Annotated in this window: 14 protein-coding genes; 10 read left to right on the top strand and 4 right to left on the bottom strand. The window is 73.3% G+C overall.

Annotation, left to right across the window (positions count from 1 at the left end):
- The first annotated feature begins 22 nt into the window (after nucleotides 1-22).
- Nucleotides 23-556 carry a shikimate kinase gene (locus ACVMYR_RS27725; protein WP_077939402.1) on the top strand — a complete coding sequence of 178 codons (534 nt, stop codon included), beginning with the start codon at nucleotides 23-25 and terminating at the stop codon, nucleotides 554-556.
- Between the two features lie 36 nt (nucleotides 557-592).
- Here ACVMYR_RS27725 and ACVMYR_RS27720 read toward each other — a convergent pair whose 3' ends face one another.
- The 3 genes from ACVMYR_RS27720 to ACVMYR_RS27710 are packed head-to-tail and all read right to left on the bottom strand — an operon-like array spanning nucleotide 593 to nucleotide 2,506.
- Entirely contained in the window at nucleotides 593-1,159 is a 567-nt protein-coding gene (locus ACVMYR_RS27720; protein ID WP_457123149.1) for a hypothetical protein, read from the bottom strand.
- The gene (locus tag ACVMYR_RS27715; protein WP_457123148.1) at nucleotides 1,156-1,965 is read right to left on the bottom strand and encodes a cytochrome c oxidase assembly protein; all 810 of its coding nucleotides are present in this window, start codon (nucleotides 1,963-1,965) and stop codon (nucleotides 1,156-1,158) included. The genes ACVMYR_RS27720 and ACVMYR_RS27715 overlap by 4 nt, the downstream gene beginning before the upstream one ends.
- 7 nt (nucleotides 1,966-1,972) lie before the next feature.
- A complete protein-coding gene (locus ACVMYR_RS27710) occupies nucleotides 1,973-2,506 on the bottom strand; it encodes a DUF2243 domain-containing protein (RefSeq protein ID WP_457123147.1) in 534 nt (177 codons plus the stop codon).
- Between the two features lie 437 nt (nucleotides 2,507-2,943).
- Here ACVMYR_RS27710 and aroB point away from each other — a divergent pair, with 437 nt between their 5' ends.
- The 4 genes from aroB (at nucleotide 2,944) to nusB (ending at nucleotide 5,531) form a co-directional block, all read left to right on the top strand.
- Complete coding sequence (gene aroB / locus ACVMYR_RS27705; RefSeq protein WP_077939406.1) at nucleotides 2,944-4,020, top strand: 3-dehydroquinate synthase; 1,077 nt, start codon at nucleotides 2,944-2,946, stop codon at nucleotides 4,018-4,020.
- The gene (gene aroQ / locus ACVMYR_RS27700; RefSeq protein ID WP_077939407.1) at nucleotides 4,017-4,466 is read left to right on the top strand and encodes a type II 3-dehydroquinate dehydratase; all 450 of its coding nucleotides are present in this window, start codon (nucleotides 4,017-4,019) and stop codon (nucleotides 4,464-4,466) included. The genes aroB and aroQ overlap by 4 nt, the downstream gene beginning before the upstream one ends.
- 73 nt (nucleotides 4,467-4,539) lie before the next feature.
- A complete protein-coding gene (efp, locus tag ACVMYR_RS27695; protein WP_007075814.1) occupies nucleotides 4,540-5,097 on the top strand; it encodes an elongation factor P in 558 nt (185 codons plus the stop codon).
- Between the two features lie 23 nt (nucleotides 5,098-5,120).
- Nucleotides 5,121-5,531, top strand: a complete 411-nt coding sequence (nusB, locus tag ACVMYR_RS27690) for a transcription antitermination factor NusB (protein WP_176734315.1) — start codon at nucleotides 5,121-5,123, stop codon at nucleotides 5,529-5,531.
- A 115-nt stretch (nucleotides 5,532-5,646) separates the two neighbouring features.
- Here nusB and bldD read toward each other — a convergent pair whose 3' ends face one another.
- Nucleotides 5,647-6,135 (bottom strand): transcriptional regulator BldD, encoded by a 489-nt coding sequence (bldD, locus tag ACVMYR_RS27685; protein WP_007075816.1) that lies wholly within the window; start codon nucleotides 6,133-6,135, stop codon nucleotides 5,647-5,649.
- 284 nt (nucleotides 6,136-6,419) lie between these two features.
- Here bldD and pyrR point away from each other — a divergent pair, with 284 nt between their 5' ends.
- The 5 genes from pyrR to carB are packed head-to-tail and all read left to right on the top strand — an operon-like array spanning nucleotide 6,420 to nucleotide 13,841.
- Nucleotides 6,420-7,007, top strand: coding sequence for a bifunctional pyr operon transcriptional regulator/uracil phosphoribosyltransferase PyrR (pyrR, locus tag ACVMYR_RS27680; RefSeq protein WP_043967965.1), 588 nt, complete (start codon nucleotides 6,420-6,422; stop codon nucleotides 7,005-7,007).
- Nucleotides 7,004-7,930, top strand: a complete 927-nt coding sequence (locus tag ACVMYR_RS27675) for an aspartate carbamoyltransferase catalytic subunit (protein ID WP_043967966.1) — start codon at nucleotides 7,004-7,006, stop codon at nucleotides 7,928-7,930. Before pyrR ends, ACVMYR_RS27675 begins: the two co-directional genes overlap by 4 nt.
- On the top strand, nucleotides 7,927-9,258 hold the full coding sequence (locus ACVMYR_RS27670; protein ID WP_457123146.1) for a dihydroorotase: 1,332 nt from the start codon (nucleotides 7,927-7,929) through the stop codon (nucleotides 9,256-9,258). Before ACVMYR_RS27675 ends, ACVMYR_RS27670 begins: the two co-directional genes overlap by 4 nt.
- A gap of 1 nt (nucleotide 9,259) precedes the next feature.
- Nucleotides 9,260-10,471, top strand: a complete 1,212-nt coding sequence (gene carA, locus ACVMYR_RS27665) for a glutamine-hydrolyzing carbamoyl-phosphate synthase small subunit (RefSeq protein ID WP_077939409.1) — start codon at nucleotides 9,260-9,262, stop codon at nucleotides 10,469-10,471.
- Entirely contained in the window at nucleotides 10,464-13,841 is a 3,378-nt protein-coding gene (gene carB / locus ACVMYR_RS27660; protein WP_431896458.1) for a carbamoyl-phosphate synthase large subunit, read from the top strand. Before carA ends, carB begins: the two co-directional genes overlap by 8 nt.
- The last annotated feature ends 24 nt before the right edge of the window (nucleotides 13,842-13,865 follow it).

Genomic DNA, 13,865 nt, shown 5'->3' with positions numbered 1-13,865 from the left:
CACCTCTCCCGGTGATGATGCGGTGAGCCGCAGTGGTGACCCGGTCGGCCGGACGCGGCCGGTGGTCGTCCTCGTCGGGTCGCCCGGCTCCGGGAAGACCACCGTCGGGGAGACCCTCGCCGCGCAGCTCGGGGTCGAGTTCCGCGACACCGACGCCGACATCGAGGCGATGGCCGGCAAGCCGATCCCGGAGATCTTCGTCGACGAGGGCGAGGACCACTTCCGCGCCCTGGAGCGGGCCGCCACCGCCGCGGCGCTGACCTCCTGCGCCGGGGTGCTCGCCCTCGGCGGCGGCGCGGTGCTCGCCGAGGAGAACCGCGCCGCCCTGGTCGGGCACACCGTGGTGCACCTGAGCGTCGAGCTGGCCGACGCGGTGAAGCGGGTCGGGCTGGGTGCCGGCCGGCCGCTGCTGGCGATCAACCCGAGGGCGACGCTGAAACACCTGATGGACCAGCGCCGCCCGCTCTACGCCGAGGTGTCGACCGCGACGGTGGTCACCGACGGGCGTACGCCGGAGGAGATCGCCGCCGAGGTCGCCGCCCTGCTCAAGCCCTGAGATCGCCGCCCTGCTCCCCGCTCCCGGTCGCCCGGCCTACTTCATGGAGCTGAGCAGCCCGAGCTCCGGCTCCAGCGCGCCGTCCTGACCCAGCGACAGGAAGTCGGCCTCGACCGCCGCGCGGTCGAGCACCCCGGCGCGCACCGCGTGGTAGCGCACGACCGACCAGACGAAGACGTCGAGGCTGTCGAAGCGGGTGCCGCCCTCGACGACCTCCTCCTCGTGGAACCAGAGGCCGACCTGCCCGTTGGCGAGCACCACGTGCAGGTTGCCGCCCCCGTCGGCGCCGATCGAGTAGACGTCGTCGTCGGTGAGCACCGTCTCGTAGTCGGCGTCCAGGATCGCGCAGTCGTTGCCGGCGAAGTCGAACCCGTAGGACCAGTCGTAGATGTCCAGGAACTGGGGCATGCGCCCCGACCGTACGCGCTGGTCGAACGCCGCCAGGGCGGTGGCGGCCGGCGGCGGGAGCCGGTCGAGCATCGGCGCGACCGGCCGGGTCCCGGCGGGAACCGTGACGGGCGGGCGGTCGGCGAACCAGCGGGCGAGGTCGGCGTCGAGCCCGTCGGCGACGTAGCCGACGAGGTCGTCAGGGGTGAGGGTCACCGGCGGATGCTAACCGGCCCCACCGACACGCGACGGTGCCTTACCTGCGGACGCCAGGTGGCGAGCAGGGCCAGCGCCAGGGCGATCTCGGCCAGGTCGCCGCCGTAGTACATGACCGTCGCGCCGGCGCGCAGCTGCTCCGGCGGGGCGGGGACGTCCACGGCGAGTCCCGCGTACAGCAGTTGGGCCAGGGCGGCGTGGGCGGCCACGGCGACCCCGAGCACCACGAGCCGCGCCGGCACCCGGGGGCGGTGCGGGCCGGGGTCGGGGCCGGCGACCGACCAGGCGAAGAGCAGCCCGGAGAGCAGGAAGTGCAGGTGCACCAGGTGGTGCAGGACCGGGTGCGCCAGCGTCGCCCGGTACAGCGGCGTCAGGTACAGCGCGTACAGCCCGCCGGCGGTGAGCGCGAGGCCGGTCACCGGGTGGGCGAGCGCGGCGAGGGCGGGGCGGCGCAGCAGCCGCACCAGGGCCCGGCCGCGCCGCCGGTCGATGCTGCGCAGCGCCAGGGTGACCGGCGCGCCGAGCACCAGCCCGAGCGGCGCGAGCATGCCGACCAGCAGGTGCTGCCAGGCGTGCGCGGCGAAGCCGCCGGCCGGCAGGGCCAGCCCCACCGCCAGCAGGCCGGCCCCCGCGCCGAAGGCCGCCGTGCGCCGGTGCGGCCAGCCGCCGCCGGCGGGCCCGCGCTGCCGCAGCGCGGCGGCGAGATAGACCCAGAAGATCACCAGGGGTACGAGCAGCGCCGGCCCCGGCGCGTACCCGTCGTGCCCGCCGTGGCTGCCTCCGCCCACTGCCAGGCCCCCGATCATCGTCGGGTCACCGGCGGTCGGCGCAGACGTCCACGGTCGTGCCGTGGCGCTGCACCAGCCAGCCGGCGGCGACCAGTGCCGCCCCGAGCGCCAGGAACCCGAGGTCCCACCACGTCCGGTACGCGCCCTCGCGCACGTGGTGGATGCCGAGCAGGTGGTGGTCGACGATCCCCTCGACGAGGTTGAACAACCCCCAGCCGACCAGCGCCCAGCCCCACAGCACGGGGGAGCGCCACAGCCGGCCCCGCGACCCGGTGACCCGGGAGTAGAGCAGGGCCAGGCCGGTCAGCACCGCCACCCAGGTCACCACGTGGAAGATCCCGTCCCACAGGGTGTTCATCTCCAGGCCGGGCACGGTGTCCACCGGGTACGCCTTCACCCCGACGTTGTCGCTGCCGGTGCCGCTGAGCATGTGGTGCCACTGGAGCACCTGGTGCAGCACGATGCCGTCGGCGAAGCCGCCGAGGCCGATGCCGAGGATCGTGGCGGGCAGCCGGATGTCGGTGCCTTCGGTGCCCTTGGTGCTGGGTGTGCTGCTCATCGCGGGGTACCTCCGCCTCGTCGGCCGGCCCGTGCCGGAAGACGTCGCCCGTGCCGGAGACGCCGTCCGTGCCGGAGACGCCGCCGTGCTGAGAACGTCGTCCGGGTCCGGACCGTCGCCTGTGCTGGAAACGCTGCCCCCGCTCTGCCCGGCTAAACGCCGCCGGCCGCCGCCGGTGACGTGGCGGCCGGCGACCCGTCGTGCGGCGGCGTCGCGCCGTGCGCGGGCGTCGCGCCGTGCGCGGGCGTCGCGCCGTGCGCGGGCGTCGCGCCGTGCGCGGGCGTCGCGCCGTGCGTGGGCGTCGCGCCGTGCGTGGTGTTAGGAAGGGGCCCTTCCTATACAGAAAGCGTTAACAAGGTGCCCTTCCTTGCACCTGCCCCGCCACGGAGTGGACAGGCGGCGTCGTGGGGGCCGTGGCTGGACTAGGCTGCCGGGCGATGGACGAGGTGACCCGGATTCCGGTCGGCGGCGAGCGGCCGTACGACGTGTTGGTGGGACGCGACCTGCTCGATTCGCTCCCGACGTTGCTGCCCGGCGCGACCCGGGTGGCGGTGCTGCACGCGCCGCCGCTGAAGGGGCTGGCCGACGCGATCGGCGCGCGCCTGGCGGCGGCCGGGGCGGCCCCCCTGCTGGTGGAGGTGCCGGACGCCGAGGCGGGCAAGGCCATCGAGGTGGCCGCCGCGTGCTGGGACCGGCTCGGCGAGGCGGGCTTCACCCGCACCGACGCGGTGGTGGGGGTGGGCGGCGGCGCGGTCACCGACCTGGCCGGCTTCGTCGCGGCCTGCTGGCTGCGCGGGGTGCGCTGGGTGCCGGTGGCGACGTCGCTGCTGGGCATGGTCGACGCGGCGGTGGGCGGCAAGACGGGGATCAACACGGCGGCCGGCAAGAACCTCGTGGGCGGCTTCCACCCGCCGGTCGGGGTGCTGTGCGACCTCGCGGTGCTCGACAGCCTCCCGCCGGCCGACCTGGCGGCGGGGCTGGCCGAGGTGGTCAAGTGCGGGTTCATCGCCGACCCGGTGATCCTCGACCTGGTGGAGCGGGACCGGGCGGCGGCGACGGACCCGACGTCGCCGGTGGTCCGGGAGCTGATCGAGCGGGCGATCCGGGTGAAGGCCGACGTGGTCTCCGGCGACCTGCGCGAGTCCGGGGTGCGCGAGGTGCTCAACTACGGCCACACCCTGGCCCACGCGATCGAAAAGGTGGAGGGGTACCGCTGGCGGCACGGGCACGCCGTGTCCGTCGGCCTGGTCTACGCGGGGGAGCTGGCCCGGCTGGCGGGCCGGCTGGACCCGGAGACCACGGCGCGGCACCGCACGGTGCTGACGGCGCTGGGGCTGCCGACGGCGTACCGGGCCGACGCGTGGCCGCAGCTGCTGGCCGCGATGCGGGTGGACAAGAAGAGCCGCGGCTCGCTGCTGCGGTTCGTGGTGCTCGACGCGCTGGCCCGCCCGGCGATCCTGGAGGGCCCGGACGACGAGCTGCTGCACGCCGCCTACCGGGAGGTCTCCTCATGAGGGTGTACGTGCTCAACGGGCCGAACCTGGGTCGGCTGGGCACCCGCCAGGTCGACGTGTACGGGGCGACCAGCTACGCCGACCTGGTGGGGCTCTGCGAGGCGACCGGCCGGGAGCTGGGGCTGGACGTGACGGTGCGGCAGACCGACGCCGAGCACGAGCTGGTGGGCTGGCTGCACGAGGCGGCCGACGAGCAGGCGGCGGTGGTGCTCAACCCGGCGGCCTGGTCGCACTACTCGATCGCGGTGCGGGACGCCTGCGCCCTGCTGCGCGCCCCGCTGGTGGAGGTGCACATCTCCAACATCCACGCCCGGGAGGAGTTCCGCGCGCACTCGGTGGTCTCGGCGGTGGCGACGGGGGTGATCTGCGGGTTGGGCGTGGACGGCTACCGGCTCGCCCTGCACCACCTGGCGGCCCGCGCGGGCGCGGGAACGACCGGCGGCTGACGGCGGGTACGGCCGGCGGCGGCAGCTAGTAGACTTGCCAGGTCTGTCCGCCAATTGATGATCAAGGCAGGAAATGGCCACCACCAACGACCTGAAGAACGGCCTGGTACTCAACCTCGACGGGGAGCTCTGGGCCGTCGTAGAGTTCCAGCACGTCAAGCCCGGTAAGGGTGGCGCCTTCGTGCGTACCACGCTGAAGAACGTGCTGTCCGGCAAGGTGGTCGACAAGACCTTCAACGCGGGCACCAAGGTCGAGACCGCGACCGTGGACAAGCGCACGATGCAATACCTCTACGCCGACGGCGAGGACTACGTCTTCATGGATCTGGAGACGTTCGACCAGATCACCGTCCCCGGGGGCACCGTCGGCGAGGCCGCCAACTACCTCCTGCCGGAGGCCGAGGCGACCGTCGCCACCCACGAGGGCGTGCCGCTCTACATCGAGCTGCCGACCTCCGTGGTGTTGGAGATCACCTACACGGAGCCGGGCCTGCAGGGCGACCGGTCCACCGGCGGCAACAAGCCGGCGACGGTCGAGACCGGCGCGACCGTGCAGGTGCCGCTCTTCATCACCACCGGCGAGAAGATCAAGGTCGACACCCGCGACGGCCGTTACCTCGGCCGCGCCTGATGGCCGAGGGGCCCAAGCAGCAGATGCCGGCGCGCCGCAAGGCGCGCAAGCGGGCGCTGGACGTGCTCTTCGAGGCCGACCTGCGCGACCGGCCGCCGGTGGAGGTGCTCGCCGGCTACGTCGAGCGGATCGAGAAGCCCCATCCGGAGCACCTGGGGTACGCGGTCGGCCTCGTCGAGGGGGTGGCCGCGCACCTGGACCGGATCGACGAGCTGATCGCCAGCTACGCCGAGGGGTGGACGCTGGACCGGATGCCGGCGGTGGACCGCAACCTGGCCCGCATCGCCGTCTACGAGCTGCTCTACGTCGACGAGCTCGACGACGCGGTGGCGATCAGCGAGGCCGTCGAGCTGGCCCGGCAGATGTCGACCGACGATTCGCCGCGCTTCCTCAACGGGGTGCTCGGCCGGATCGCCGAGTACGCCACCCGCTGACCGTCGCCCCTCGGGGCGCCGGCCGGCGAGGCGGTGTCGAAAAGGGCCCGTGCCTGCGGCACGGGCCCTTTCGGCGTGACCTTTGTCGGGGCGCGAAGGGCGCCCCGTGGGCGCGTCAGGACGCGAAGAACGCCCGCGGGTCGGCGACGAGCACGCCGTGCTCGGTGAGGCGCTCGATCAGCCCGGACGGCGAGGCGTCGTAGACGATCGCCAGGGCGCGCAGGTCGTCGGCGCGGATGGAGAGCACCCGGCCGTTGTAGTCGCCCCGCTGCTGCTGGATGGCGCGGGCGTACCGGGCGACGTAGGCCAGGTCCTCGGAGGCGTCGTCGTAGAGCCGCTCCAGGTCCAGGACGATCTTGCTGGTGGGCTCGTGTCGCACCCCGCTGCCGTCGGGCAGCAGCTCGGAGACGGGCACCCGGTAGAAGTCGGCCAGCTCGGCCAGGCGGGACACCGTGACGGCGCGGTCACCGCGCTCGTACGAGCCGACCACCACGGCCTTCCACCGCCCGTTGGACTTCTCCTCCACTCCCTGCAGGGACAGGCCCTGCTGCTGGCGGATGGAGCGCAGGCGGGCGCCCAGCGACTTGGCGTATTCAGAGGGCATTCGGACACTCCCAGTGCTGCTCGGGGTTCACCCCGCGATCGCTACGGAGCGTGACGGTACGGGGATTGCGACAACTGGTCAAGTGGTCGTGACCCTACCGTTGGGCTGGGCGGGTGGAGTTATCCCGATTCGCCAGCCTGATTCTGGGGTCAGTGCCGGCGTCGGCCCCTCCCATGACCGCTGGTAACGTGGCATGCAGCCCCCGCCCGGGTCGCCCGCGGCCCGCCGGAGGCGTCAGACGTCCTTTAACGACCCGTCCCGTGAGGCGGGGAAGGAGGTCCGCCGTGGCCTACCCGTCGGCTGCCCACACGTCGCCACCGCGACAACCCTCGGTGAAGGTGATCCTCGCCGCAGCGGACGTCTCGCGCGTGGTCGACCGCATCGCACACCAGATCCTCGAGAAGACCCAGGGCGCCGCCGACACGGTGCTGCTCGGGATTCCCACCCGCGGGGTGCCGCTCGCCCGGCGGCTCGCCGCCCGGATCGGCACCTTCGAGGACGTCGCCGTCCCGGCCGGCGTGCTCGACATCACCCTCTACCGCGACGACCTGCGCCGGCACGCCACCCGCGCGGTCGGCCCGACCCAGCTCCCGGCCGGCGGGATCGACGGCAAGCGGGTCGTCCTCGTCGACGACGTCCTCTTCTCCGGCCGCACCGTCCGGGCCGCCCTCGATGCGCTCAGCGACGTGGGCCGCCCCGCCTCGGTGCAGCTCGCCGTCCTGGTCGACCGCGGCCACCGGCAGCTGCCGATCCGCGCCGACTACGTCGGCAAGAACATCCCGACGGCGCTGGCCGAGAACGTGAAGGTCACCCTCGCCGAGACCGACGGCGCCGACGAGGTCAGGCTGTACGGGGAGGCGACCGCCGCATGATCCGCCACCTGCTCTCCGGCGCCGACCTGGACGCCGCCACCGCCACCCTGATCCTGGACACCGCCGCCGAGATGGCCACGGTCGCCGGCCGCGAGGTCAAGAAGCTGCCCGCGCTGCGCGGGCGGACCGTGGTGAACCTCTTCTACGAGGACTCCACCCGCACCCGGATCTCGTTCGAGGCGGCGGCGAAGCGGCTCAGCGCCGACGTGATCAACTTCTCGGCCAAGGGCTCCAGCGTGACCAAGGGCGAGAGCCTGAAGGACACCGCGCTCACCCTCCAGGCGATGGGGGCCGACGCGGTCGTCGTCCGGCACCCCGCCTCGGGCGCCCCGCACCGGCTGGCCGACTGGGTCGACGGGTCGGTGGTCAACGCCGGCGACGGCACCCACGAGCACCCCACCCAGGCGCTGCTCGACGCGTACACGATGCGGGCCCGGCTGGGTCGGCTCGCCGGCCTGCACGTCGCGGTCGTCGGGGACGTGCTGCACTCCCGGGTCGCCCGCTCCAACGTGCTGCTGCTGTCCACCCTCGGGGCGAAGGTCACCCTGGTCGGGCCGCCCACGCTGATCCCCGTCGACATCGCGCAGGCCCTCGCGCCCGGCATCGACGTCTCCTACGACCTCGACGCCGTGCTGCCGAACGTGGACGTGGTGATGATGCTGCGGGTGCAGCGGGAGCGGATGACCGACTCCTACTTCCCCTCGGCCCGCGAGTACGCCCGCCGCTACGGGCTCGACGCGCCCCGGATGCGCCGGTTGCCGGAGCACGCGATCGTCATGCACCCCGGGCCGATGAACCGGGGCATGGAGATCACGCCCGAGGTCGCCGACTCGCCCCGCTCCACCATCGTCGAACAGGTCGCCAACGGGGTCTCCGTGCGGATGGCCGTCCTCTACCTGCTGCTCGGGGGGAACAACCTGTGACCGCGTACCTGATCACCAACGTGAGCGTCGTCGGCGCCGCGCCGACGGACCTGCTGATCCGCGACGGCGTCGTCGCCGAGACCGGCGCCGGCCTCACCGCGCCCGACGCCACGCAGGTCGACGGCACCGGGCTGGTCGCCCTGCCCGGCCTGGTCGACCTGCACACCCACCTGCGCGAGCCGGGCCGCGAGGACGCCGAGACCGTGGAGTCCGGCTCCCGGGCGGCGGCGCTCGGCGGCTACACGGCGGTCTGCGCGATGGCGAACACCTCCCCGGTCGCCGACACCGCCGGCGTGGTCGAGCAGGTCTGGCGGCTCGGCCGGGAGGCCGGGCTGGTCGACGTGCAGCCGATCGGCGCGGTCACCGTCGGCCTGGCCGGCGAGCGCCTGGCCGAGCTGGGCGCGATGGCCGATTCGGCGGCCCGGGTGCGGATCTTCTCCGACGACGGGCACTGCGTCGCCGACCCGAAGCTGATGCGCCGGGCGCTGGAGTACGTCAAGGCGTTCGACGGGATCATCGCCCAGCACGCCGAGGAGCCCCGGCTCACCGAGGGCGCGCAGATGCACGAGGGCGAGGTGTCCACCCGGCTCGGGCTGACCGGCTGGCCGGCGGTCGCCGAGGAGGCGATCATCGCCCGGGACGTGCTGCTCGCCGAGCACGTCGGCAGCCGCCTGCACGTCTGCCACGTCTCCACCGCCGGCAGCGTCGAGGTGCTGCGCCAGGCCAAGGCCCGGGGGGTACGCGTCACCGCCGAGGTGACCCCGCACCACCTGCTGCTGACGGACGCGGTCGTGAGCGGGAGGAGTGAGCTTGCCAGCTCCGCGCTCGCGAACGACTGGAGCCCGGCGGGAGCCTACGACCCCGTGTTCAAGGTCAACCCGCCGCTGCGCACGGCCACCGACATCGCCGCGCTGCGCGCCGCCCTGGCCGAGGGCGTGATCGACGTCATCGCGACCGACCACGCCCCGCACGCCGTGGAGGACAAGGAGTGCGAGTGGGCGTACGCCCGGCCGGGCATGCTCGGCCTGGAGACGGCGTTGTCGATCGCCCTGGACGTGCTCGGCCCGCAGTGGGACCTGATCGCCGAGCGCATGTCGCGCGCCCCGGCCCGCATCGCCGGGCTCGACGGCCACGGCGTCGACCCGGCCCCCGGCGTGCCGGCCAACCTGACCCTGGTCGACCCGGCGGCCCGCCGGGTGATCGAGCCCGCGGAACTGGCCAGCCGCAGTCGCAACACCCCGTACGCCCGCATGACGCTGCCGGGTCGCATCGTGGCGACCTTCCTGCGTGGCGAGCCGACGGTCCTGGACGGAAAGGCTGTTAACTAATATGGAGAAGCGCAGGAGCGCGATCCTGGTCCTGGAGGACGGGCGTACGTTCCACGGCGAGGCGTACGGCAGCGTCGGCGAGACGTTCGGCGAGGCGGTCTTCAACACCGGCATGACCGGCTACCAGGAGACCCTGACCGACCCGTCCTATCACCGGCAGGTGGTGGTGCAGACCGCCCCGCACATCGGCAACACCGGCGTCAACGCCGAGGACGACGAGTCCGCCCGGATCTGGGTCGCCGGCTACGTGGTGCGCGACCCGGCCCGGGTCCCCTCGAACTGGCGGTCCACCGGCACGCTGGCCGACCGGCTCGCCGCCGAGGGAGTGGTCGGCATCAGCGGCGTGGACACCCGGGCGCTGACCCGGCACCTGCGCGAGCGCGGCGCGATGCGGGTCGGCATCTCCAGCGTCGACGACGACCCGCGCGCCCTGCTGGCCCGGGTCCGCCAGTCGCCGCAGATGGTCGGCGCGGACCTCTCCGCCGAGGTGAGCACCGCGCAGCCGTACGTCGTCGAGGCCGAGGGCACCCACCGGTTCACGGTGGCCGCCCTGGACCTGGGCATCAAGCGCAACGTGCCGCGCCGGCTCGCCGCGCGCGGCGTCACCACCCACGTGCTGCCCGCCGGGTCGAGCATCGACGACCTGCTCGCCACCGGCGCGGACGCCGTCTTCTTCTCGCCCGGTCCGGGCGACCCGGCGACCGCCGACGGCCCGGTGGGGCTGGCCCGGGAGGTGCTGACCCGGCGGATCCCGCTGTTCGGCATCTGCTTCGGCAGCCAGATCCTCGGCCGGGCGCTGGGCTTCGGCACCTACAAGCTCGGCTACGGCCACCGGGGCATCAACCAGCCGGTGCTCGACCGGGCCACCGGCAAGGTCGAGGTGACCAGCCACAACCACGGCTTCGCGGTCGCCTGGCCGGGCCGCGAACAGGAGCCCGGCGCCGGGCAGGGCGCGGTCGTGCCCGACCAGGTGATCGACACCGAGTTCGGCGGCGTCGAGGTGTCGCACGTCTGCCTCAACGACAACGTGGTCGAGGGGCTGCGGGCGCTCGACGTGCCCGCCTTCACCGTCCAGTACCACCCGGAGGCGGCGGCCGGCCCGCACGACGCGGACTACCTGTTCGACCGATTCGCCGAGCTGATCGAGGGCCGTGCCCCCGACCAGCGGCCCAGCGAGGGCCGGAGCAACAGCGAGGGGCGCGCGCATGCCTAAGCGGACCGATCTCAAGCACATCATGGTGATCGGCTCGGGGCCGATCGTCATCGGGCAGGCCTGCGAGTTCGACTACTCCGGCACCCAGGCGTGCCGGGTGCTGCGCAGCGAGGGGATCCGGGTCAGCCTGGTCAACTCCAACCCGGCGACGATCATGACGGACCCGGAGTTCGCCGACGCCACGTACGTCGAGCCGATCACCCCGGAGTTCGTCGAGCTGGTCATCGCCAAGGAGCGCCCCGACGCGCTGCTGCCCACCCTCGGCGGGCAGACCGCGCTGAACACGGCGGTCGCCCTGCACGCGGCGGGCGTGCTCGACAAGTACGGCGTCGAGCTGATCGGCGCGAACATCGAGGCGATCAACCGGGGCGAGGACCGGCAGCTGTTCAAGGACATCGTCGCCAAGGCGGGCGTACGCCTGGGGCTGGCCGACCCGGCGGGCCTGGTGCCCCGCTCGCGGGTCTGCCACTCGATGGCCGAGGTCGAGGCGACGGTCGCCGAGCTGGGCCTGCCGGTGGTGATCCGGCCGTCGTTCACGATGGGCGGCCTCGGCTCCGGCATGGCGCACACCGACGCCGACCTGCAGCGCATCGCCGGTGCCGGCCTGGCCGCCAGCCCCGTGCACGAGGTGCTCATCGAGGAGAGCGTCCTCGGCTGGAAGGAGTACGAGCTCGAACTGATGCGCGACCGCCACGACAACGTGGTGGTCGTCTGCTCGATCGAGAACGTCGACCCGATGGGCGTGCACACCGGCGACAGCGTGACCGTCGCCCCGGCGATGACGCTGACCGACCGGGAGTACCAGAACCTGCGCGACCTCGGCATCGCGGTGCTGCGCGAGGTCGGGGTGGACACCGGCGGCTGCAACATCCAGTTCGCGGTGAACCCGGCCGACGGCCGGATCGTGGTGATCGAGATGAACCCCCGGGTGTCGCGCTCGTCGGCCCTGGCGTCGAAGGCGACCGGCTTCCCGATCGCGAAGATCGCCGCGAAGCTGGCCATCGGCTACACCCTCGACGAGATCCCCAACGACATCACGTTGAAGACCCCGGCGGCGTTCGAGCCGACCCTGGACTACGTGGTGGTGAAGATCCCCCGGTTCGCGTTCGAGAAGTTCCCCGGCGCGGACCCGGAGCTGACCACCACCATGAAGTCGGTCGGCGAGGCGATGAGCCTCGGGCGCAACTTCACCGAGGCGCTCAACAAGGCGATGCGCTCGATGGAAACCAAGGCGTCGGGCTTCTGGACCACCCCGGACCCGGAGGGTGCGACGAAGGAGAACACGCTCGCCGCGCTGGGCACGCCGCACGACGGCCGGCTCTACACCGTGGAGCGGGCGCTGCGGCTCGGCGCGTCGGTCGCGGAGGTCTCCGCCGCATCCGGCGGGATCGACCCGTGGTTCCTGGACCAGATCGCCTCGCTGGTGGAGCTGCGCGCCGAGATCGTCGACGCCCCGGTGCTCGACGTGGACCTGCTGCGCCGCGCCAAGCGGGCCGGCCTGTCCGACCGGCAGCTCGCCGCGCTGCGCCCCGAGCTGGCCGCCGAGGACGGCGTACGCACCCTGCGCCACCGGCTCGGCGTCCGTCCGGTCTACAAGACGGTGGACACCTGCGCCGCCGAGTTCGAGGCGACCACGCCCTACCACTACTCGACGTACGACTCGGAGACCGAGGTCGCGCCGTCGGCCCGGCCCAAGGTGATCATCCTGGGCTCGGGGCCGAACCGGATCGGCCAGGGCATCGAGTTCGACTACTCGTGCGTGCACGCCGTCCAGGCGCTGCGCGCCGCGCCCGTCGGGTCGGCCGCCGCCGGTGGCGGCGGCTACGAGACCGTCATGGTCAACTGCAACCCGGAGACCGTGTCGACGGACTACGACACGGCCGACCGGCTCTACTTCGAGCCGCTGACCTTCGAGGACGTCCTGGAGGTCTGGCACTCCGAGGACTCGTCCGGCAAGGCGGCCGGCGGGCCGGGCGTGGTCGGGGTGGTCGTGCAGCTCGGCGGGCAGACCCCGCTGGGCCTGGCGCAGCGGCTGAAGAACGCGGGCGTGCCGATCGTGGGCACCTCCCCGGAGTCGATCCACCTGGCCGAGGAGCGCGGCGCGTTCGGCGCGGTGCTGGCGCGGGCCGGGCTGCGCGCCCCGGCGCACGGCATGGCCACCTCCTACGAGGAGGCGAAGGCGATCGCCGCCGAGATCGGCTACCCGGTGCTGGTCCGCCCGTCCTACGTGCTCGGCGGGCGGGGCATGGAGATCGTCTACGACGACCCGACGCTGCGCGACTACATCGGGCGGGCCACCGACATCTCCCCGGACCACCCGGTGCTGGTGGACCGGTTCCTCGACGACGCCATCGAGATCGACGTGGACGCCCTCTGCGACGCCGACGGCGAGGTCTACCTCGGCGGGGTGATGGAGCACATCGAGGAGGCCGGCATCCACTCCGGCGACTCGTCCTGCGTGCTGCCGCCGATGACGCTGGCCGGCTCGCACCTGGCGCAGGTGCGCCGCTACACCGAGGCCATCGCCCGGGGCGTGGGGGTGCGCGGCCTGCTCAACGTCCAGTACGCCCTCAAGGACGACGTGCTGTACGTGCTGGAGGCCAACCCCCGCGCGTCGCGGACGGTGCCGTTCGTGTCGAAGGCCACGGCGGTGCCGCTGGCCAAGGCGGCGGCCCGGATCGCGCTCGGCGCGACGGTCGCCGAGCTGCGCGCCGAGGGGCTGCTCCCGCCGACGGGCGACGGCGGCACCCTGCCGGCCGACGCGCCGATCGCGGTGAAGGAGGCGGTGCTGCCGTTCAAGCGGTTCCGCACCCCGACCGGCAAGGGCGTCGACTCGCTGCTGGGCCCGGAGATGAAGTCCACCGGCGAGGTGATGGGCATCGACACCAAGTTCGGGCACGCCTTTGCCAAGAGCCAGTCCGCCGCGTACGGGTCGCTGCCGACGTCCGGGCGGATCTTCGTCTCGGTGGCCAACCGGGACAAGCGCGGCATGATCTTCCCGATCAAGCGCCTGGCCGACCTGGGCTTCGAGATCGTGGCGACCGCCGGCACGGCGGAGGTGCTGCGCCGGCACGGTATCGCCTGCGAGCAGATCCGCAAGCACTACGAGGCCGGGGCAGGCGCCGACGCGGTGTCGATGATCCTCGCCGGCGACGTGGCGCTGGTGGTGAACACGCCGCAGGGTTCCGGGGCGAGCGCCCGTTCCGACGGCTACGAGATCCGCAGCGCGGCCGTGACGGCGGACATCCCGTGCATCACCACGGTGCCCGGCGCGGCGGCGGCGGTGATGGGCATCGAGGCCCGCATCCGCGGCGACATGACCGTGCGTCCCCTGCAGGACCTGCACGCCACCCTGCGGGCCGCCCAGTGACCGCCGGGACACCGGGGAGCGCCC

The organism is Micromonospora sp. PTRAS2 (assembly GCF_054052245.1).
Note: the sequence above shows the minus strand (reverse complement) of the source record. Positions and strands in the feature narration are given on the sequence as shown.